This window comes from Oxobacter pfennigii (assembly GCF_001317355.1).
GTDB lineage: Bacteria > Bacillota > Clostridia > Clostridiales > Oxobacteraceae > Oxobacter > Oxobacter pfennigii.
Genome location: NZ_LKET01000029.1, coordinates 156,108 through 178,038, shown reverse-complemented (window position 1 = coordinate 178,038; position 21,931 = coordinate 156,108). Strand labels below are relative to the sequence as shown.

At 38.6% G+C, this 21,931-nt stretch carries 22 protein-coding genes; all 22 read right to left on the bottom strand.

Going from position 1 to position 21,931, the window contains the following annotated elements; all coding sequences use genetic code 11:
* Window positions 1-162: 162 nt before the first annotated feature.
* The 22 genes from OXPF_RS08690 to OXPF_RS08585 all read right to left on the bottom strand — a co-directional run bounded on the left by OXPF_RS08690 (window position 163) and on the right by OXPF_RS08585 (window position 21,784).
* On the bottom strand, window positions 163-2,094 hold the full coding sequence (locus OXPF_RS08690) for a glycosyltransferase family 2 protein (protein WP_054874807.1): 1,932 nt from the start codon (window positions 2,092-2,094) through the stop codon (window positions 163-165).
* Window positions 2,095-2,177: 83 nt separating this feature from the next.
* Window positions 2,178-3,362: a flagellin N-terminal helical domain-containing protein gene (locus tag OXPF_RS08685; protein ID WP_054874806.1), complete on the bottom strand. Its 1,185-nt coding sequence runs from the start codon at window positions 3,360-3,362 to the stop codon at window positions 2,178-2,180.
* 159 nt (window positions 3,363-3,521) lie between these two features.
* Window positions 3,522-3,863 (bottom strand): flagellar protein FliT, encoded by a 342-nt coding sequence (gene fliT, locus OXPF_RS08680; protein WP_054874805.1) that lies wholly within the window; start codon window positions 3,861-3,863, stop codon window positions 3,522-3,524.
* Window positions 3,864-3,865: 2 nt separating this feature from the next.
* Complete coding sequence (fliD, locus tag OXPF_RS08675; RefSeq protein ID WP_054874804.1) at window positions 3,866-6,073, bottom strand: flagellar filament capping protein FliD; 2,208 nt, start codon at window positions 6,071-6,073, stop codon at window positions 3,866-3,868.
* 27 nt (window positions 6,074-6,100) lie between these two features.
* Window positions 6,101-6,325 (bottom strand): carbon storage regulator CsrA, encoded by a 225-nt coding sequence (csrA, locus tag OXPF_RS08670; protein ID WP_054874803.1) that lies wholly within the window; start codon window positions 6,323-6,325, stop codon window positions 6,101-6,103.
* Between the two features lie 3 nt (window positions 6,326-6,328).
* Window positions 6,329-6,760 (bottom strand): flagellar assembly protein FliW, encoded by a 432-nt coding sequence (gene fliW / locus OXPF_RS08665; RefSeq protein WP_054874802.1) that lies wholly within the window; start codon window positions 6,758-6,760, stop codon window positions 6,329-6,331.
* Window positions 6,761-6,772: 12 nt separating this feature from the next.
* Entirely contained in the window at window positions 6,773-7,747 is a 975-nt protein-coding gene (flgL, locus tag OXPF_RS08660) for a flagellar hook-associated protein FlgL (RefSeq protein ID WP_054874801.1), read from the bottom strand.
* Between the two features lie 11 nt (window positions 7,748-7,758).
* The gene (gene flgK, locus OXPF_RS08655; RefSeq protein ID WP_054874800.1) at window positions 7,759-9,405 is read right to left on the bottom strand and encodes a flagellar hook-associated protein FlgK; all 1,647 of its coding nucleotides are present in this window, start codon (window positions 9,403-9,405) and stop codon (window positions 7,759-7,761) included.
* 46 nt (window positions 9,406-9,451) lie between these two features.
* On the bottom strand, window positions 9,452-9,898 hold the full coding sequence (locus OXPF_RS08650; protein ID WP_054874799.1) for a flagellar protein FlgN: 447 nt from the start codon (window positions 9,896-9,898) through the stop codon (window positions 9,452-9,454).
* 1 nt (window position 9,899) lies between these two features.
* Window positions 9,900-10,181: a flagellar biosynthesis anti-sigma factor FlgM gene (gene flgM, locus OXPF_RS08645; RefSeq protein ID WP_054874798.1), complete on the bottom strand. Its 282-nt coding sequence runs from the start codon at window positions 10,179-10,181 to the stop codon at window positions 9,900-9,902.
* Window positions 10,182-10,320: 139 nt separating this feature from the next.
* Window positions 10,321-11,382, bottom strand: coding sequence for a flagellar motor switch phosphatase FliY (fliY, locus tag OXPF_RS08640; protein WP_054874797.1), 1,062 nt, complete (start codon window positions 11,380-11,382; stop codon window positions 10,321-10,323).
* Entirely contained in the window at window positions 11,375-12,373 is a 999-nt protein-coding gene (fliM, locus tag OXPF_RS08635) for a flagellar motor switch protein FliM (RefSeq protein ID WP_054874796.1), read from the bottom strand. Before fliM ends, fliY begins: the two co-directional genes overlap by 8 nt.
* Window positions 12,374-12,397: 24 nt before the next feature.
* The gene (locus OXPF_RS08630) at window positions 12,398-12,811 is read right to left on the bottom strand and encodes a chemotaxis protein CheW (RefSeq protein WP_054874795.1); all 414 of its coding nucleotides are present in this window, start codon (window positions 12,809-12,811) and stop codon (window positions 12,398-12,400) included.
* Window positions 12,812-12,830: 19 nt separating this feature from the next.
* On the bottom strand, window positions 12,831-13,193 hold the full coding sequence (locus tag OXPF_RS08625; RefSeq protein WP_054874794.1) for a response regulator: 363 nt from the start codon (window positions 13,191-13,193) through the stop codon (window positions 12,831-12,833).
* A 74-nt stretch (window positions 13,194-13,267) separates the two neighbouring features.
* Window positions 13,268-13,873, bottom strand: coding sequence for a chemotaxis protein CheC (locus tag OXPF_RS08620; RefSeq protein WP_054874793.1), 606 nt, complete (start codon window positions 13,871-13,873; stop codon window positions 13,268-13,270).
* Between the two features lie 15 nt (window positions 13,874-13,888).
* On the bottom strand, window positions 13,889-15,859 hold the full coding sequence (locus OXPF_RS08615; RefSeq protein WP_054874965.1) for a chemotaxis protein CheA: 1,971 nt from the start codon (window positions 15,857-15,859) through the stop codon (window positions 13,889-13,891).
* A gap of 14 nt (window positions 15,860-15,873) precedes the next feature.
* Complete coding sequence (locus OXPF_RS08610; protein WP_054874964.1) at window positions 15,874-16,644, bottom strand: CheR family methyltransferase; 771 nt, start codon at window positions 16,642-16,644, stop codon at window positions 15,874-15,876.
* Between the two features lie 48 nt (window positions 16,645-16,692).
* Window positions 16,693-17,730: a protein-glutamate methylesterase/protein-glutamine glutaminase gene (locus tag OXPF_RS08605; protein ID WP_054874792.1), complete on the bottom strand. Its 1,038-nt coding sequence runs from the start codon at window positions 17,728-17,730 to the stop codon at window positions 16,693-16,695.
* A gap of 18 nt (window positions 17,731-17,748) precedes the next feature.
* Complete coding sequence (locus tag OXPF_RS08600) at window positions 17,749-18,237, bottom strand: chemotaxis protein CheD (RefSeq protein ID WP_054874791.1); 489 nt, start codon at window positions 18,235-18,237, stop codon at window positions 17,749-17,751.
* 26 nt (window positions 18,238-18,263) lie between these two features.
* Complete coding sequence (locus OXPF_RS08595) at window positions 18,264-18,734, bottom strand: chemotaxis protein CheW (RefSeq protein WP_054874963.1); 471 nt, start codon at window positions 18,732-18,734, stop codon at window positions 18,264-18,266.
* A gap of 16 nt (window positions 18,735-18,750) precedes the next feature.
* A complete protein-coding gene (locus tag OXPF_RS08590) occupies window positions 18,751-20,544 on the bottom strand; it encodes a FapA family protein (RefSeq protein WP_054874790.1) in 1,794 nt (597 codons plus the stop codon).
* A 187-nt stretch (window positions 20,545-20,731) separates the two neighbouring features.
* Window positions 20,732-21,784: a polysaccharide deacetylase family protein gene (locus tag OXPF_RS08585; RefSeq protein WP_054874789.1), complete on the bottom strand. Its 1,053-nt coding sequence runs from the start codon at window positions 21,782-21,784 to the stop codon at window positions 20,732-20,734.
* Window positions 21,785-21,931 lie beyond the last annotated feature (147 nt).

Below are 21,931 nucleotides of genomic sequence, written 5' to 3'. Positions count from 1 at the left end.
TATTTATATTCTCCATTCTTCGACAATTATTTTTTACATTCACATGAATGCAAAAAAGCCTTATACCTATATTTCGGTATAATTCTTAATATAATTAGGTTTTATAAAAAATTAACTTCGACAATATTATTATTTATTGTCGAAGTTAATTCATTTAAACTTCTAACGAAATTGAATATTCTGAATCAAAATCTCGCATTTACTTTTTAATGTTTTTAACTTATCAACTATTTCTTTATTATTTATCTTTTCAATTGACCAGTTTACATAGGAAAGTATTTCATTTATATTATAACTCGAAGGTGTGTTCATATTTAATGCTTTTTCGAAATAGATTATTGCATTGTTAGTATCCTTTAATCTATAATAGCTATATCCCAACGAAGCTAATATACCCCCCTTGTATTTATTATCATTGCTATTATTTTTAATGTAGTATTGATACTCTTCTATTGCAAAATTAAACAATCCATTTGCTTTTAAAACATTACCGATATCCAAGGAGATATCTTTTTTAAAATATCTCTTTAATCCCACATATTTATTTAATACCTCATGTTCATTTAATGTAATAAGTTCATCCAATACCATAATGTAGTCTTCTTTGTCTTCATATATAAATTCCGTTAGATTATTTTCGGAATAATTATCTAGTATCCTCTTGAATGATGGCCCTACTTTCTTAGCCAATTCAAGCATATTATCCGTGTTATTACTGCATATAGCAGAAATGACAGAAAATATGACATTGCTAATACTATCCTCACTATAGCATTGGTAAAACATTTCATAAGCTTTATCATATTTTCTATTTGAAAGCATTGTATACATAATTGCTGCATCTTGTTTCCCGAATTTTTTTATACGTATGTTATTGTAATAAGCAAGCATTATTCCTGATTTTTGATTTATCAAAGCATCCACTAAAAAGTCCATGTCTTTTTCATTATTGATATCATAAATACTGTTTAATAATACAATGCTATCTTCTTGACTTTCATGTTTGATTAATTTTATTAATCCAATTAAGGCTTCAAAAAAATACTTTTTAAATCTCAAGGACTTCACAAAACTATCTAGAGCACCGGTATAATCATTTTTAATGAAACTTATCTCACCAATTTTATAATGTATATCATATATTACAGATGGAACAAAATTAATGTCTCGTGCATTATAATTGTTTTGCACTTCAATCACTTTTCTATAACTATCAACTGCAATATCATACCTTTTAATATTTATATTGTACCAGGCATCAAAGAAATAGCATGCGGGATGATAAGAAAATTTATCCTTAGACTCATCGATATATTGTTTAATCTCTCTTTCTGGACGCTCCAGGGTAAACATTGAATACAATAAATTCTGATACATCTTTATCAGCGAAAAAAATGGTTCATTATTACTTTTTTCTATAGCTGCTTTGGAATATTCCTCTGCTTGTTCATATTGTTCCATTGCATAATAGCATTCACTTATGTAATAAGCAGTACGATAGTCAAATTGTCCTTTTTCCTCCTGTTCTAAAAGCAGTTTTAGATTCCTTTTACCCTTTATTTTCATAAAATCCCGGTCATATCCTGTATGATAAATAACCAATGCGTTTCTTTCAACCTTCTTAGCCTCTATTGTACCTGATAACTTTGATAAAACTTCATGAATCTTATTCTTGTATGATATTTGTTTTTTATTTCTGAATATCCTGAGGTGTATCGTTTCATCTATGATATCACCATTTTTATCTATGTTTATCATGGTGCAGGCAAGACCATCAACATTTTCATCGGCCGATTCTAAAATTTGAGGGATATTTTGAGACAGTTGATAATCGAAATATTCATCGGCATCCAGAAAGATAATCCAATCCCCCTTTGCTTCCTTTATGGCATAATTTTTCGCAGATGCAAAATCATTATCCCATTTATAGAAAAACACTTTACATCCATTTTTTTTCGCTATATCTACAGTTCTGTCCGTAGAACCTGTATCCACTACGATTATTTCATTTACAATATCTTTATAGCTGTTTATGCATCTCTCAATATTATCTTCCTCGTTTTTTACAATCATGCATGCCGATATGCTTATCATCCTAATCCCCCTATTATATTCTCAACCTGTAATACTATTTATATAAAAAGGCCGGAGTCATACTCCGGCCTTTTAAGTTCATACTATCTCAATAATTGAAGCACGTTTTGCGGCTGTTGGTTAGCCTGTGCAAGCATAGCCTGAGCAGCTTGAGCAAGAATATTGTTCTTGCTGTATTCTGACATTTCTGCTGCCATGTCCACGTCGCGGATACGTGATTCTGCTGCACTTAAGTTTTCTGAAGAAGTTCCCAAGTTGTTAATTGTATGTTCAAGCCTGTTCTGGTAAGCACCAAGCTGAGCTCTCTGAGCTGAAACTTTTTCTATAGCGGAGTTTATTGAAGTTATTGCTGCTGTTGCACTTTCTGCATCAGATACGTCAACAGCATCGCTTCCCTTCCTGATACCTAATGATGATGCATCCATTTTACCTATTCCAACCAGCATATTCTGACCGGAATTTGCTCCTATCTGGAAACTAAGAGCTTTTGAAACATCAGTTTCTGCATCTTCCATTGCAAACAAGCTTACAGTAATGCTTTCACCGATTTTCATATCCATTAAATCATTACCGCCAGCAATTGCAAACTGCAAAGTAGCCCCATTAAAAGTGAGTTGATTTAGGCCAGTAATCGATGCAGTCGTCATACCAAGGCCGTTTGGATCACCAATATGAAAATTACTTACAGTTAATGTAGAAGCGCCTACAGTTCCATTCGTACGTGTTATAATAATAGTTCCTGATTTATTTATAAGATCCTTGTCTGATATTGTTATATCTCCAGTTATATTTAATGAACTATTATTTTGATATGTTACTTTCCCGTCAACTTTAGCTTTCAATCCAACTTTGTCGCCGTTTAAAAGCTTCTGAGTATTGAATTCGGTTGTATTTGCTATCCTGTCAACCTCGTCTGCCAGCTGGTTCAATTCCTTCTGAATTTCAGTTCTGTCAACGCCAACATTTGTATCGTTGGATGCCTGTACGGCAAGTTCCCTCATTCTCTGGAGTATGCTGTGAGTTTCGTTTAAAGCACCTTCTGCAGTCTGGATTAATGAAATACCATCCTGTGCGTTGTTAGCAGCCTGGTCTAAGCCTGCTATCTGGCCTCTCATTTTTTCTGATATTGCAAGACCTGCTGCGTCGTCTCCAGCCCTGTTTATTCTAAGACCTGAGGAAAGCTTCTCCATGGATTTTGTAGCTCTGCTGTTGTTAGCATTAAGCATTCTTGATGAGTTCATCGCATTAAGATTGTGATTAATAATCATTGTATTTTTCCCTCCTTGAAATTTAAGGTGAACATCCTTTTTCACCGTTTATTGAATGATTGCAATTCAAATCACTCGGCCGCCTGATTCAAATTACATTTTCATTTTATACTAATATATCGTATTTATTTTTGCTAACTTTATAGAATTTATCGAAAATCATATTTTTTTGTTTAAAAAGTCATAACTACCATAGGCGCTGTTATTATAGTTTTTGTTGGCATTGGCCGCACGCTTGAAGGAATCCATTTCTTTTTTAAGCTCCATTTTTTTAAGGTCTGTCATTTCGTCAAGGATACGCTGGTATTTTTCCGTTTCAAGCTCATTGCATATGTTTTTGAATTCCTCTTTAGTGCAGCTTATGGTTTTAACATGCTCTATAACCTGCTCTCTTTCAAGTATAAGCCTGTCAAGATTATCATAATCTCCGTTATCAAGGGCGGCAATTAAGGTTTTTGTGACTCCGGTATATGTTTCAAGAGCCTCTTTTAAACCTTCCATTATTAATTTCCTCCTAGCATGGAGTACAACCAGTTAGACTGGCTGTTTAACTTCTGCATTGCAGCTTCAAGCTTTGAAAACTTGTTGTAATAGCTTGTTTCTTTCGCATATAGTTTTTTGCTCAATTCCGTTATCTTTCTGTTTTGTCCTACAAGCTGGTCATATAAATCATTGCTGAGCTCCGAGCCGTCACCTTTCATGCCGGCAATTTCCACCAGTATACCCTTTTGCCCGCTGGAGCTTCTGGTAGTCCTGGTATAATCCTTCAATATATCATTTACACGCTGGAATATTCCTACCTGGCTGTACCTGTCCTTGTCGGTTCTGTGGTCGGGGTCATAGCTTATATTGCTGTTTTGAGCAAAAAAATTTATTACCTGTACTCCCTTAGTTTCAAGGGCGCTTTTTAATTTGCTCTCGGTTATAATTATCTTTCCGCCTTCGCTGTAATTACTGCTTGTAGATATGCCCAGATCGGTTAAATAAACACCCGCCCCTTTTACGGTATCGTAAAATGCGCTTCTTAAATTATACAGCATGTTTTCAAGACTGGAATCGTTACGAAGAAGTCCTTCCTTTGCCTTCGCCTCCCACTTCTCTATCTGTTCTTCGGTCATAGCCGATTTCTGTTCGTCGGTTAAGGGCGTATACTCGGAATCCTTCTTTTCGTTAAGCTTTGTCTGTATATTTTCTATTACTTCATTATACTTGTCTATAAAGGATTTAATTTTATTGTAAGCCCCGTCCACATCTGTAGTCATAGTAAGGGTTGCCGAACTCTTATTGGAGGTAGTTCCGCTAAGAAGACTGTAGGTAATTCCGTTAATGGTAAAATTGTTGCTGGATCTTATGACCGAAACCTCATTCCCTCCCGGTTCCTTTATGGTAACTTCTGCGTTGGTGCCGTTTACTATTGTGGCGGTACCAAAAAGGCTGGATAAAAAGCTGCCTTCCGTATCTATGGTAGTTGAAGGGTCAAATTTTTGTGACGCACCGGTGGTCAAAGAATACATTTCAAACTTTTTGGTCAGCTCGTTGTATTTTACGTCCACCTCTGCAGTTGATGATATGTCCCTCATTATATCGGCAACGGAGCGGTCTTTATCGGCTCCGCTAAAGTCATAAGATATTTCCTTGCCGTTTATTTCAAAGGATACCTCACCAGTTACAAGGCTTGACATCTTTGTGGAGGTGCCCATATCCACGTCGATACTCATGCTTGAATAGCCCATGGCATAAAGAGCTGCACCGCTTACATTTATGTAGCTGGGGCTGCCGGAATTGCTGGAATCATAAAGTTGAATTCTGGTGCCATCCGGTGACAACCCTGCCTGAATTTTACTTGAAATATCTTCTGTTCCTCCGCCACTTGATTCTGCCGCCACCATTGCATTATTAATTGCCGTAAAAAGTTCATTAGAGGAATATGTTCCCGGATCTATTGTCACAATATAACTGTCACTTCCGATAGTTATGGTAAGCTTATTATTGCTGCTGTTTATTGCAGTATTAAAAATCATACTGTTTCCGGTAACCGTATTTCCCGTAACTTCCAGATCATTGCCACTAGCTGCGACGAAATTAATTCTTGAGCCGTCGGAGCTTACGGTTATTTCGGTATCGCTTATACCTTTTTGCTGCATCTGGTATTGTATCTGTTTTAATAAGTCGGTGCTCTCTGTTCCCGTACCGTCAAAGGTGCCGTATTCCCCTGCCTCCAGCTTTATATCATATGTTTTGTCGTTTAATTTAATGGTTATGGAATCATTGACACCCGCTTCTATTTTAAGAGATGCAAAAGAATTGTCCGCTTCTCTCACGTTTATAAGCTTATCGCTTTTGTATGAGGCCTTTGTGGCCACTACTATATTTGTGAGGGAATAGGTGCCCGCCTGGGCGCCGGCGCCGCCTGTAGCTGTTGCCACGTTGGGCGAATCGGAAGTTATTTTAAGAAGCGAATAGCCGGTTGATGACAGGGCGTAGGTGTCGGATTTTAGTACGTCAAAATAGGTGCTCTTTAATTCATTGATGTCATCCATTATGCTGCGGTATGCTTCCTGCTTCCACAGCGTCAGTTGCTGTTGCTGCTTTAGTTTGTCCATCTTTATATTTTCAGCTTTCATCATCTGCTGTACAAGGCTGTCCACATCAAGGCCCGTGGCCAATCCCGTAAGCCTTATCATATCGCTGGCTTTTGTTGTAAAACTCATAATTTCCACCGCCTTTAATAAGGATAACTAATCCTCTTTTTTGATTAATTCTTTTATATCAAGCTCTCTGGTATTAAGAGCGCTCTTATTTTCGTCTCTGATTTCCTCGAATATTTCTTTTCTATATATTTTAACGTCTCTTGGAGCCTCGACTCCTATTTTGACGCTGCCGTCCCTGGCTTCTATTATTATGATTTCAATATTGCCGTTTATAATAAGGCTTTGATTTTGTTTTCTCGTTACAACCAGCATACGTTATTCCTTCTTTGCAAAGTATTTGATTATATGCTTTGTAGTATATTTTGAATTATTCAAAACGATCTGTTTGCCTCTTTTGGTCTTTGTATTTAAAATAATAGGCCCTATTAAATTAGCTGTCATTTTATCCTGCGATAAAGTAACTATAGAATAGATAAAGATATCGGATAAGTCATTATCCTGAAGGGTTATAAGCTCTTCATCATCAATATCAACCTGATACCCTTCCTCTACCTCCCAGGGGCTTATAACTATAAAGGCAATTTCCTGACTGTCTGCCGACTGCAGGCATTTAAAAGAGCTTTCTCCCTCGATATCAACCAATATAAATTTTTTTACATCCTCAAGGCCAAGGAGGCCTTCCTCAAAATATATGATATCTTCGTCGGCAGCTTCAATTTGCCCGAAAAATTTAGAATCAATGACCATTTATTTCACCTTCTATTTAAGAAAACTTAAAAGACTTTGCTGCAATATTTGAGAACCAACCATTAAAGCATATTCGTGTGTGGCCAGTGCGACACTAACCAGCATGGACATCTCGGCAATATCAATATCCGCGGTTTTGGCCAAAACTTCCGTCATATTCTCGTTTTCTACTGCGTTTTTAGCGGAGGCCGCATCCATCCTGTTCTGCTTTGCCCCTATCTGTGCTCTCAATCTGGCTATATTGTCCCTTGCTGCGGTTATCTTATCCAAAAATGAAAACTCCGGGCTGTCCGATGAAAGATTTTCTTTCTTTGCCGGATCCGTCATGGCCTCCATCAATTTTTCAAATGTTTTGCTCAAGCTCTCGGCAGTATCCGTAGTAGGGTCATAAGAGGGATCTGCCTCATCCAAATCGTTAGCCGTCAGCAAAATATCATAGGCTGTTGTGTTTATGCTTACGGTAACCCCGGGGGATATTTCCTTGCATAGAAGGTTTTGATCTCCGGTGTTTAAAAGCTTTCCTGTTACTCCGGTGCTGTTTTTTTCAACTGCAATGGGCTTTTCGGTGGTCTTGTACCCCGCAAAAATATAGCTTCCATTGTAGTTGGCATTGAGCATATCTCCGATACCTTCTATACATTCTTGTATTTCGGCTTTGTATGCAAACATTTCCGTTTCCGAATTTGTTCCGTTGGCTGCCGCATTGATCTGCGAGTATATCCTTTTTAAATATTCGCTTACTTTATCCAGCGCCTCGTCCGATGTGTTTATCCAGTTTATTGCTTCATCTATATTTTCCCCATACTGCTTGTTCCTGGTTATGGAATCACTAATATTTAAGGTTCTGGAAACTCCAAAGGGGTCATCCGAAGGCCTGAGGAGCTTTTGCCCAGACGACTGCTGCTCCTGAAGCTTGCTTAAATATTCCATATTTTGATTCAGGCTTTTTAAATAAGTCCTTACTTTATAGCTATTGGTAACTCTCATTATAAAACCTCCTATCTTACCAGATTTATTACGGTTTCAAGAAGCTTATCCACAACGGATATAGCGTTAAATGCCGCATTCAGCGAATGCTGGAACTGAATTAAATTTACCGTTTCTTCATCGGTGGAAACTCCGGATATGGAATCCCTTCTTGCCATCAGCTGACTTACAAGCTCGTTCTCGCCGGCTGTCATATTTTTGGATTCTTCGGCATAAGATCCTATTTTCAATATAAGGTCTTCATAGAATCCGCTTACAGTAACTTTGTTGCTTGCGGTATCCGAGCTTACAAGATTCCCGAAATTTATCAGGTTTCCGCTCCCGTCCAGTTCATAATTTATATAGTCCCTTACCGTACCCGGGGGCACATTAGTGAGTATATTTTCGATATCCAGCTTCACATCCCTTAACTGGGCCAAGGCCAGAGCTCTCCTGGTATCCGCAGTATCAGTGAAGGGCTCGCCGTAGCTTGGTCCTAATTGCATGCCTGCCCTCAGTTTTTCTGCATTAGTAAGCAAATCCTGATTTATTGTTATATTTCCCGCCGTAATATTATCCTCCACCCAATCTGCAGGGTCAGTGCTTCCGTTGGTAAACACCGGCAGGTATTCCGGGTCCCCCGGCTGGTAATATACATAATTTCCTGAAGCGTCAAGGCCTACGTTATGTATAAGGTTCACCGACGCCGCTATTGACCTTGCCATGGCATCCAGTCTGTCCTTATAATTATCGATTTCATTTCCCACCGCATAATACCCGGCTATGGTGCCGCCTTTTTGTGTATGCTCCATGCAATGGATAAGCGATTCCTTAACACCGTCACCGTCAGTATCCTCTTCGTAATGCCAGTCAAGGTGATCATCTGCCTCATAATACTCCAAAGTCGCAAACCTTGCTTCACTATAAATAACAAAATTATGATTATCCGCCTGTTCTCCGGTAGATATGGTGATTTTACCATATTGTCCATATGTAACGGTTATGTCCATCATTTTTGACAACTCATCCAACAGCAAATCCCTTTTATCCAGAAGGTCATTAGGAGAGCCTCCCGTCAATTCGGCCCGCACAATTTGCTTTGTCAAATCGTCAATCTGCTTTAAATTCGAATTGAACGTATCTATCTTCTGTGAAGCTAACGTTTTGCTTACTGTCTGCAGTTTTGTCAACTGGCTATAAATATGATTCATTTCGTTTGTAAGGGAAAGAGAGCTTTCAACGACGTAAGTCTTGGAATTCAGGTTATGGGGATTGTTGACAAGGTCCTGCCATGAATTCCACATTTCAGTCAGCAGCTCGGAAGTACTTGATATACCGTCGGTTTCGGTGGATGGTTCCATGGTTATGGCTTCAATCTGCGTCATGAACTCATCCCTGGCTTCATATTTCCCCAAATTGGCATTCTCGTCCCTTATCTGAACATCCAGATACATGTCCCTTATTCTTGATACCCCTCTTATATCCACACCTGTGCCTAAATAATGCTTACCTGACATGGTGTAAAGATCCAGAGCTCTTGATGTGGCCATGTCCACTCTTTGCCTTGTATACCCTTCGGTGTCCGCATTTGCTATATTATGTGTAGTCGTAGTTATGGCCGCCTGCTTTGTATTAACCGTCTTTTTCAACAATCCTAATGTACCGAATAATCCTGACATTTAAAAACCTCCCTGTTTTCTCCTTTGTGCACTTATTAAAGGCCTGTTATATATTTCTATCAAGCATTGCACTTGAGGTTGATTTCTTATTTATGCTTCCATTCTGGCCGTATACGCTAGTACCGGACGGTGCTGCCGTGCTTATGGCCGCTTTAACAAAATTCAATGATTGATTTATAAGTCTCCTGTTCATATCATTTATCTTTTGTATATTTTTGACTATATCCTTAAAATCCGCCGCCAATGTTTCCAGTTCAGCCTTTTCGCTGCCTTCATGGAGAGATATAATTTCTGACAATGTTTTATCGCCGCATTTTTGGATCCGGGTGATTTCCAGATCATCTATCTTTAATTTAAGCTCTTCTTTTTTCTTTGCCGCACCCTGAAGCCTTTGCATGTCATCGCTTATGACGGCGGCTTTTTCTTCATTTAATATATCGAGCATGTCTTTAAGACACTTTTTTTCTTCTTCTAAAAGGTTAATAAGCTCCATATCACATACCTTCTTTCATGGCATTAAGCATCTTTAAAGCTAAGTCTTCGGCAGATACATTATATGTTCCTTTTTGTATTTTTGCCTTTATTTCATTTACCTTCTCCAGCCTTACATCTGGGATTTCCCTTGCTGCTGATATGTATTTTGCAATCTCATGGCCTGCAAGAGAAATTTCTATGCTGTCAGATCTTTTGCCTGCACTTTTTTCCATGCCCGATTTAATTTTATTGCTGTTATATGCTTTAAGGGCTTCAATTCTGTTATTGCTCGTAATCTTCATAATACCACCGCCTATTAATGGTTAGTAACTTTTTTCATTTATTATTTCGGTATTAATGATTTAAACTTTAGTTAAAAGACTCAATTAAAACATCGGCAGAATTTACGGCAAAGAAAAAAAGACATGCTTCCATGCCTTATTAATTCCGAAGATTTTTAACCCTCTCAACGTTGCTTATGATATTAGTGATTCTTATACCAAAGTTTTCATTAACTACAACAACTTCACCCTCGGCTACCTTTTTACCGTTAATCAGTATTTCCACCGGTTCTTCCACCAGCTTGTCAAGCTCTATAAGAGAGCCGGTATTAAGTTCCAGTATTTCCTTTATTGTTTTTCTTGTCCTTCCCAGTATTACGGAAACTTCAATAGGAACATCCAATATGAGATCTATGTTTTTAGGCATAGCCTGTCCTTTTGGCGCTTCAAAGGGCATAAACTGCGCTTTGTGCACCGGAACCTCTTCCTCGGTACTCACCTTTGTATCCACCACCTGCTCCACAACAGGCTGTGACTGGGGCTCTTTAGAATCTTCTTTGTAAGTTGCCGTCATAGCTTCTATTATGCTTCTTCCTGTTTCTACAGGCAGTATCTGCATTATTTCACTGTCGATTAAATTACCGACAGTCAGCCTGAAGGCTACCTGGATTATCTTTTCATCTTCGCTCATGGTATTGCTTAATTTCTGGGCATTATCATCCCATAATATTGCGTTGGGAGGAGTTATATTTACTTCACGGCTGAACATGGTTGCCATGGAAGTGGCCGCCGAACCTATCATCTGATTCATGGCCTCGGATACCGCACTCATGTGTATCTCGCTTAATTCTCCTCCTGCGTATACACCGCTTCCTCCCATCATTAAGTCAGCGATTACTGCGGCATCGGGAACTTTAAGTACCAAAAGGTTCGCGCCGCCTAAGCCTGATGAGAATTTAACTTCTATGGCAATGTTAGGCACCTGAAAGGATTCTTTCATTTTTCGAAGAGTTGTCAATGAAACCTTGGGCGTAGTTATACTTACCGCCTGGTTAATCAATATCGAAAGGGTTGTTGAAGCAGAACCCATGCATATATTGCCTATTTCTCCAAGTAAGTCTTTATCGGCAGCGTCCAGGTCCTCTTCTTCAGGGACAGCACTTTCAGCCGCTCCGCTCAACAATGCATCTATCTCTTCCTGGGATAAAAAATCATTACTCATACTCTTCCACATCCTTATCAATTATTTCCACAACCTGAACTGCCTTACGTTTGTTAAATGTGCCGGGCAGCACCTTATAATGCATCCTGTTTTCTACAAAGGTGTCTATACAGCTGCCTACGGTCCTTTCCAATTGTATTACATCTCCCACCTGGAGATCCAGGAAGCTTTTTACGGGAATTTGAGTTTTCCCAAGAACCGTTATCAGGTTTAATGGTACGTTCTGCATCTTTTTTTCAATTTGATGCCTGACAGCTTCTTTATCAACATTTTCATCCATATTAAATTTATATCTGACTATCAGCTTATCCATAATCTTTTCTATTGCTAAATAAGGTATACATAGATTCATATAGGATTGTATATTGTTAATCTTAACGCTTAAAGTTATTATGGCAACAGGTTCGTTAGGTGCCATGGTTTGGTTCAAAGCGGGATTGGTTTCTATCTCCAGAACCTCAGGTTCAACACTCATTACCCCTTCCCATGCCAGCTTAAGGTTTTCAATAAGCTTTTCATTCAGGCTCCGGATTACATTTTTCTCAATTTCCGTGAACTCCCTGCTTTTAAATACGGTATTTCCCTGGCCTCCGAAAAGTATATCGATTATCTGAAATACAAACTGGGGATTTGTTTCAAAGGGCAGTGATCCTACCATAGGAGGCATTTTGTATATGGTAAGTATGGTAGGGGAGCTTACGGATTTTATAAATTCCTCGTAAGTTATCTGTTCAACTATTGCCACCTTCATCTCCACACTGGTCCTGACCTGAGCTGATAAATAACCTGCCAGTATCCTGGCATAGTTATCGTATACCATCTCCAGAGTCCTTATATGCTCCTTTGAGAACTTTTTTGGTGATTTGAAATCATATTTTTTTATCTGCTGCTTGTCTTTATTTGCGTCGTTGTCTTGCTCGGGTAACAATTCACCCGTTGAAATGGCAGACAGCAGCGCATCTATTTCACTTTGAGACAGAATTTCACTCATGGGCTGTACCTCTTTAATTTAAACTTATACCTCGATGTTTAGCAACGCTTCAATGTTGATTAAAGTTACAAGATGATCCCCCATATTTATCGTTCCTTTTATATATAAATCCTCGCTGCCTTTGGAAATTGATACGTTTTTTATGTGATGATTTTCAATTTCCACAACTTCAGCTACTTTATCGACTATTATACCTAGTATTTCACTTTCTATATCGATTATTATTATATTTTCGCTCAGCCTTTCTTTGGCCGATATGCCGAGGATTTCATAGGGATCTATAACCGAAATAATACTTCCTCTTAAGTTTATAAGTCCTTTTATAGATTGATGAGCCCTTGGTACCTTGGTAATATTGGCCATTTTTTCAATGCCCTGTACCTTGGAAGTCTCTATTGCATATTTTTCTTCGCCTAACTGAAAAACTACAATTTGCATAGCCTTCTCCTTTCAGGAATCATCCTAATACCTTCTTTATTGCTTCTAATACCCTGTCAGGCTGAAAGGGCTTTACTATAAAGTCTTTGGCTCCTGCCTGTATGGCATCCATAACCATGGACTGCTGGCCTAACGCGCTGCACATTACTATTTTTGCAGTAGGGTCAATCTTCCTAATCTCTTTAACGGCAGTTATGCCATCCATGTCAGGCATTGTGATATCCATTGTTACTACATCCGGCCTTTCCTTTTTATATAATTCTATAGCTTTTATGCCGTTGTTTCCTTCACCTATTACTTCATAACCGTTGTTAGAAAGTATATCTTTTATCATCATCCTCATAAATGCTGCGTCATCAACTATAAGTACTTTTCCTGGCATTATTTGCACCTCCAAATTTTATGTTTAAAAGATTATTTTAAATTTTATATTTAAAGCAAGCCTTTTAGGCTTGTCTACATAAGGCCTAATCTTTCCATAAGCTTTTCCAATGAACCCGGTCTGGGTATATAAAAGAAGTGACCGTCTATATGCTTATCTCCTTCCAAAAATTTAGCATCTATGGACAGTATATATTCATCATATTGCCCTGACTCAATAAATGCCGTAGTCATCAAGGGATACAGCATATCATTGGATACTGCGGGGACTGATGATATCATCGTAAGCCCTGTCAGCTTTACTAAAGAGTTTAAATAAGCTCCCGTCAAAATATTTCCTATTTCCTGAAAGGCGGAGAGCTGGTACTCATTTAGTTCACCTTCAACCTTTCCTCCGATTAAGAGCTCCAGTAACCTGTAACCGCTTTCCATTGTCAAAAGAAACATCACATTGCCCGGTGCATCTCCTAATACTCTTAAGACCACCGCTATTACCATTTCTTCTTCACTGCCTATTTTAGATACAATATCCTCAATAGTAAGTATATCCACCTGGGGTACAGACATGTCTATTCTCTTTTGTATCATCTGAGAGAGGGCTGTCGCAGCGTTGCCTGCTCCAATGTTCCCAATTTCTCTTAAGGCATCCAGCTGCAGTTCAGTCAGATCTTTATAATTCATCAGAATTCACCTTTCCTAAACAATTGAGACAACATCAAGTATAAGTGTTACATGGCCGTCTCCTAATATTGTGGCCCCCACATATTCCTTAAGATTCTTCATACTCTTGCCCAAAGGCTTGATTACAATTTCCTGCTGCCCGATTAGGGAGTCAACCATTAACCCTACTTGCTTGTCGCCTGCTTTTACTATAACAAGGAAGCCGTCGTCAGCACTTTCTGCATCCAGCATTAATTTATCGGCAATCCTTATAATAGGAATTATCTCGTTTCGATAAACAACAACCTCCTTACCGTTGGTATAGCTTATATCAGATTTTTCTACAGTAATTACAGTGTCAATGAAGCCTAATGATATAGCGAAGGACTCACTTCCTACCTTGACCAAAAGAGCTTGTATGATAGACAAAGTAAGGGGTATATTTACGATAAAACTTGTACCTTTGCCGCTTTCAGTTTTTACTTCAATGGAGCCGCCTATGGATGCAACCTTTGTCTTTACAACATCCATCCCAACTCCCCTTCCGGATACATCAGTTACTTTTTCACTGGTGCTTAAGCCTTCCATAAATATGAGATTCTTTACATCCGTGTCGCTCATACCGTCAACATTTATGCCTTTTGATGCAGCCTTGGCCTTTATTTTTTCCAAATTCAAGCCTCTGCCGTCATCCTCTACCTTTATTACGCCTTTGTTACCTTCCTGATAAGCCGTTATGGTAAGGTTGCCTATGGGATTCTTTCCGGCTGCAATTCTCTCCTCACGGCTTTCAATGCCATGGTCTATGGAGTTTCTGAGCATATGTATCATAGTTTCGCCCAACTCATCCACAACTGTCCTGTCCAGCTCTGTTTCCTGACCTTTTATAACAAAATTGATTTCCTTATTAAGCTCTGTTGATAAGTCCCTCACCATTCTCGGGTATCTGCTGAATATCCTCTCTAATGGTATCATCCTTACCTTCATAACCAAATCCTGAAGGTCTGATGTTATTCTTCCCACCTGCTCCAATGTTTCATTAAGCTCAGTAACATGGTTGGAAGAACTTATCTGTTCCAATCTGGTCCTATGAATTACAAGCTCTCCTACAAGGTTCATGAACTTGTCCAATCTGTCTAAGTCCACTCTTACGGACTGGCCCAGCTTTTTAGGCGCAGCTGCGGCATTTTCATTTGAAGGAGCCTCGGATTTATTATCCTGAATTATTTGAGTTGCAGCACTTGAAACCACCTCAGCCTTAACGCTTTGCTCGATGCTGTTAAAGTCAATCTGTTCAATCAGTACTTCTTCAATTTCCGATATGCTTTCTATAAGTTCCTTTACGAAGCTTTCCTCCCGTTGAGTAAGATAAATCAGAGATACTATATCTCCAATCTCATCCTTCTCAATCTGTTCTGCAGTAGGATCGCTTTTAACTATTTCGCCGTGCTGCGAAAGATTGTTAAATACCATATAAGCTCTGACAGATTTCATCTGGCAGGTCTCTCTTATTATGACGCTTATATTGTAAGCGCTGTAAAGCCTGTCTTTAGCTTCTTTCAATACATTTTTATCATAAATATTAAGTTCTATTTCCTTGGGCTTTGAAACCTCAGACTCCTGGGGCTTCTGGTCTAAAATATTCAAAAGCTTCTTCTTTATGTCTGAATAATCAAGGCTGTCACTTCCGCCTGAACGTATGCCGTCCACCATCTTTTCCAGGTGGTCTATGCATTTGAAAAGTATGGTTATAAGCTCGGTGGATACCTTAAGGCTTCCGTTTCTTAACTTATCCAGAACATTTTCCATGGTGTGAGTCAATTCAGATATATTGCCAAAACCCATTGTAGCCGACATTCCTTTTAATGTATGGGCATATCTGAAAATTTCATTGACTATCTCAATATTTTGAGGTTCTTTTTCCAACTCCAGCATGGACTGATTTAAGTTTTCTATATTTTCTGCGGACTCTTCCAGGAATAGTGTTAAATATTGCGATGTGTCCAAAACATCCACCTCCATTAACCTTTCTTCTGATATATAAACGTTGATGCTTTATCAAAACCAAATTGGCTATAGTTGTAAATGCTTTCTGTTGCACCAACAAACAATATTCCACCAGGGTTTAAAGATTCGCTGAACTGTCTGTATAGTTTGTCCTTAATTTCTGCCGTAAAATAAATCACAACATTTCGGCACAATATTATATCAAATCCTTTTTCGTAAGGATCTCTTATCAGGTCATGCTTTTTAAACTGCACCCTGCTTTTTATATCAGGGCTTATAGCATATTTATCGCCTATTTTAGTGAAATATTTACTTAAGGCATTGCTGTCAACGTTTTTTATGTCATTGGGGTTGTATTCCCCCTTTTTTGCCGTCTCCAATATTGTAGCATCAATATCCGTAGCTATTATTGTATGCCTGACATTCGGAGTCAGCCTATCCAATATCATTGCCACGGAATAAGGCTCTGCTCCGTTGGAGCAGGCAGCACTCCATATTTTCAGCTTTTTATTATCCTTTAAAAATACTTCCCTGACCTTTTTTTCAAATTCGGCAAACAACTCCTTGTTTCTGAAGAACTCAGATACATTTATTGTTATAAAGTCCTTAAGTTTTTGTTTAAGCTCGGGATTTTTATCCATGAGCTTTATGTATTCATTTACGGAGGTTGTTCCGCTCCTGGTTATAAAATTGGTCAGCCTGCGATTCATCTGATTGGACTTGTATGCCGACAAATCTATATGAAGCTCTTTAAATATCCAACTTTCAAGACTTTTTAAGTCCATATCCATACTTACACCTCTATTTGTGCATGATTCTAATCAAATGTGATTTTAATTGCCTGTGCGCGTTATCTTCAATACTTCTCCCACCACATCATGAACAGGAGCTATTATATGCACCACACCTTTTTCAATGGCGTTTTTGGGCATACCGTATATGGTGCAGGTGCTTTGATGCTCAGCTATACATATGCCGCCTTTATCCTTTATTGCCTTTAAACCTAAAGTACCGTCCTTTCCCATGCCTGTCAGCACTATGCCTATTAACTTTCCCCCAATATTTTCTGCTGCCGATATAAAAAGCTTGTCCGCGCAAGGCCTTACCCCATGCATAGCAGGTTCCTCATTTAAGGATATTGTCATATCCTTTTCAACAACCATATGATATCCTCCGGGCGCAATGTATGCCTTACCCTTTTCTATTCTTTCCCCTGCTTGTGCTTCCTTTATGGAAACAGGGCAGTTGTCGTCCAGCCTTTTTGCGAATGCTTTTGTAAAGCCCGCCGGCATGTGCTGCACAATAAGTATGGGAAGCTTGAAATTTTGAGGGAACATCTTCATCACGGTTGACAGGGCTTTAGGCCCTCCCGTTGATGCGGCAATGCACACCCCTTTTATTTCATTTCCCTTCATCGAAGTCTGACTGTTTTGAGATACCGCTTCGATTTTTTCAGGGGCTGTTTTTTTTGTTGTCTTGCAGCACATTTTTATTTTGGAAATAAGTTCAATTTTAAGCTCATCTAAATTCATTCCGATGGAGAAGGATGGCTTTAACACAAAATCCATGGCACCGAATTCCAGCGCTTTAAATGTGGTGTCGGCGCCATTGCTTGTCAGGCTTGAAAGCATAATTACAGGTATTTTATATAATCCGGTAATTTCTTTTAAGGCTTCAAGGCCGTTCATTCTGGGCATCTCAACATCCATAGTTACAACATCCACTTTTGTTGTTTTAAGCTTCTCCAATGCCCAAACTCCGTCTCTTGCAGTGTCTACAACTTCTATGTCTTTATCGGAAGAAAGCATATCGGATATTATCTTTCGCATAAATGCAGAATCATCTACAACAAGAACTCTAATCTTACTCATTTTATGCACTTCTCCCTGTTAAATTTCTTTGACTTCCTGTCCTACCGCCCTTATATATGTTTTTCCTGTCTCCACATCAAGTATCATTGTCCTTCCATGGCTACCGCCGGTATCCTGCCCCTTTATGGGGATGGACAGCCTTTTCATGGCTTCTATTACTGCTTTTACGTTTCTGTTTCCTATATCCATAACGAGGCCTTTTTCTGAGAAGTTAAACATGCTGGCACCGCCTCCTATTTTTCCGGTTATATATCTTGGGTTGGCACCCAGGGATTCCATTTCTTTTAAGAGCAGAGGTATTGCAAGGTTTGCAAATTTACCCGGTTTATTATTATTTTGAAACTGCGTACTGTCAGGCAGCATAATATGGGCAAGTCCTCCGATTTTTTTATTGCTGTCATACAGCGCTATCCCCACACAAGAACCCAGGCCGATTGTGACGATTTTAGAGGGTACTGGCGAAGACTTGTATTCTCCGATACCTACCCTTATCTCTTCTATTCCCATATTTCCTCCAGCTAGTTTGTGTTACTTCAATTAATCATTTCCTCTATAGCTTCGCGTTCACCAAAGCTTAATATTCTCCCCAGGTTAAGGTTTATTATTATCCTTGTGTCCATATTAATGAGACCCTTTATGTACTTTTTAACTATTCCTACAATTATTTCAGGAGGAGGAGTCATCATTTCATCGGATATATCAATAACCTCTGAAACGGTATCAACTATAAGTCCTATATCTCCTTGATCCTGTTTTGCAATTATTATTTTGGAGCCTTCGGATACATTGGTATCTGAAAGACCAAACCTCTTTTTAAGATCTATAACCGGTACAATCCTTCCTAAACAATTCGTCACACCTTTTAAGTAATCAGGAGCATCGGGTATCTTGGTAATTTTCTGGAATTCCAATATTCGCTCAACCTGTCCAATGTTAGTTGCGTATTCCTCATTTCCTATTTTGAATACTACAACCTTCCTGTCATCTATCCCTGCAGTAGACATTCTTACACCTCCTGAATTATATTTTTGATTTTTCAACAATTAGCTCTCCCTTATACAAGAAAGCCTTCACGTTTTTTACTGAAGAATCCAGTCTCATAGCCTGTTCCCCTACCTTTATTACGCTGTTTGCATGGGCTATTGCACAAGTTATGGTAGAATCCTTGCCGGTACTCACCGTTGTAATGGCACCGCTTGCGGAACCTAATTCATATACTTTGATATTACCGCCTGCAGCTATATTTCCTCCTCTTGTAACACTTCCTTTTACCTCTATCAATACATCCCCCCTGCAATTGAGGTCCGATGTGTGGCATCCCTTTCCTTTTATAACGATGTTACCCGTTGTTGAAAGCTCTGAATTCTGGATATACATTACAGTAATGTTTGACGGATTTTTAAGCTCATCTTTAAACGTTTCTATCATATTATCGATTTGTTCGGCATGAGTCTTTAAATCCGATAAGCTTTCCAATAAAACAGGACCGTTACCTGAAAAGAATTTTACAAGAAGAGCACCCATCCTCAATGTATCCATATCCAGGTTTTCTCTGTTTTCCTGAAGAATATTTCTCAGTGTGGTTATTTGTCCGTTTAAATTGTTATATTTTGTGTCGATTAACAGTTTTATTATCTGTCCGTCTTTATATATTTTCGGCACTTTTCCCGTTACCTTGAGTGCGGAAGCGGCAGAAAAGATAGACATCAATACCTTTGATATATCCGATAAAATATCAATTAAGTTATGCTTAAAGTAATCCACTGAGCCGGCTATGATTTTACTGCTTATGGCGTTTTTCATAATTGTAACATCACCGCCGGCTACAATTTCTCCTCCGGTAACATTTCCATGAACTATGACGCTGCTGCCTGCTTTAACCTTCATACCTTCATTAATATTGCCGTTAACTACCACATCGCCGATAAACTCTATATTTCCTGTAGATAAATCCACATCTTTTTCCACTTCGTATATTTTATGAACATTTACAGTATCCTTTTTAAGCTCCGGTCTTCCTGCAATATCTGCAAAGGCCTGCAGACCATCTCTTGAGAGGTGAACTCCTTTTCCAGCTTTCAGAATTAATCTTTTTGCTTTCTTAAAGGGGATTTCTTTTCCTGTTACGTCGACTCCAATCTCTCCCTTTATTCCGGCAATGAGCTCGGCTAAAAGGTCCCCCGGCTCCACCGCAGTCACTTTTCCTATACTGTAATAATCAACTCTGTCATTTACCTCCGTAAATTTTCTTGTATCATCAAATTTTAAAACTATATTGTCATCTGTCTCATCTACTGGTTTTTTGCCGGTCGCGACTTCTATGGGATCCTTTCCCGGCCTTTCTATTAACTGGACCAGACTTTCCTGGTTTATGCCGTGTATAACGCCGCTCTTCACTAAAGCCTGCTTTGCTTCATCCAGAGTATACTTAGGGCATTCAATTTTTTCATCCGGAACAATTTCTATGGTCAATTTATCTGTTGGTGCCTTGTCCTTTAACTTAAACCTTTGTCCGTCGGTGTATGAAACTTTAGCAAAAGCCTTTAACTTATCAGTGCTGATGGTGATATCAAGAGTGCGCTGAGGATCTACAGTATCAATTTTAAACGAAATTTTTGAAGAGCCATTGACATTTATACCCTGCCTGGCTTCCCTTTCATCTAAAAATACAGTTATACCGTTCCCCCAGGATAATACAGCTTCTCTGCCGCTTCCTTCAGGATCTGTTATAATTATGTTGCCGCCTCTTATTTCTGCCTCACCGTTTTTATCCGGTGATTTTTGTACTGCACCGCTATCGTCAAGCCTTTTCAAATCATCACCCTCTTAATATATGTTCTAATATAACTTACAATTCCCTACATTTTTCACGATAAATAAGATTTCTATATAAAAAGAAAAATTCCTTCAAAAGAACTATTAAAAATAGCAAAGTTTGGAGGAATGTGAAATTAAATGTAGAATTTTTAACTGAAATTTAACGTAAGCTCATCAATACCTTCTAAGATAAAGGCTTTCCAGTTCCGCAGTTTATAATGCTTTCCTTCAGCTTTTCAGGCGTCAGCTTTGCATCACCGGACCTTATTCTCCAGATCAAAGTTTTATTGGAATTTTCCTTGTTGTTTCCGTAAATAGTAGTCACAAAATACTCGAACCCGGCCTCACGGCTTAATTTTAGCAGCCTTGAGTTATAGTGACCAAAGGGAAAGCACAGCACTTTAGTTGTATCTCCCGTATATTCCTTTATGACTTCCATTGACTTTTTAAGGTCATCAATTACTCTTTTTTCATAGGTTTCCTGACTCTCAAAGGTGCCGGTGGCTTTGTCAAAAATTTGATATGCCAGCACCCCTCCCAACTGCTCCTTTTCATTTTTTATTATGTATTCATGGCCATTATGAGTATGGGACCCTATATCTACAAGACCGCTCTCATACATTTCCTTTATTTGTTCCGGACTTAATAAATTCAAATCCCTTCCATTAGCTTCATAGCTTTCCGTCCAGGAAGTAACTATGAAATTAATAGCCGGCGTATTATATTTTTTCAGAAGCGGATAAGCGTATTTATAAAAGCTTTCATAACCATCATCAAAGGTTATTACAACCGCATTGTCGGGAAGCTCGTACTCCCCCTTCATAGACTTTATCATTTCTTCAAAGGATATGACATTGAAATTCTCATTGAGCATTATAAGGTCTTTCTCAAATCTTTCGGGTTTTATGGTTATGCTGCTTACCGGCTTATTGCTTATATGATGATAAGTTAAAACTACTGCTCTGCCTTTATAATATGTATTTTCAGATACCCTTTCTTTAACTGAAGGCATTGTATGAGGTACTTCCTTTTTGGCTTTTTCAAGTATCTCCTTATGATATATATCCTGATTATATATATCCTGCACAGCTTCGTCAGGTATAATACCTATATCCGACCTTGGCTGAAGCTGTGCTGTTTTAGGTACAGCAGTATTGTGAACAACCACACTTCTTTGACAGGATGCAATAAGCATAGCTTGTACAAAAATGGCCGTAAAAAACATAATTTTTTTCATTTCTTACACCACCCATAAAGATATATCCATAATTATACTGTAGAACTGGCATAAATTACAATAAAAAAGTGGCTTCGCCACTTCCGCACCCTCCTTAAATCGTCGAGGGGTATATCCTCTGCACTCCCCTTTTTTTATTGCTTAGAG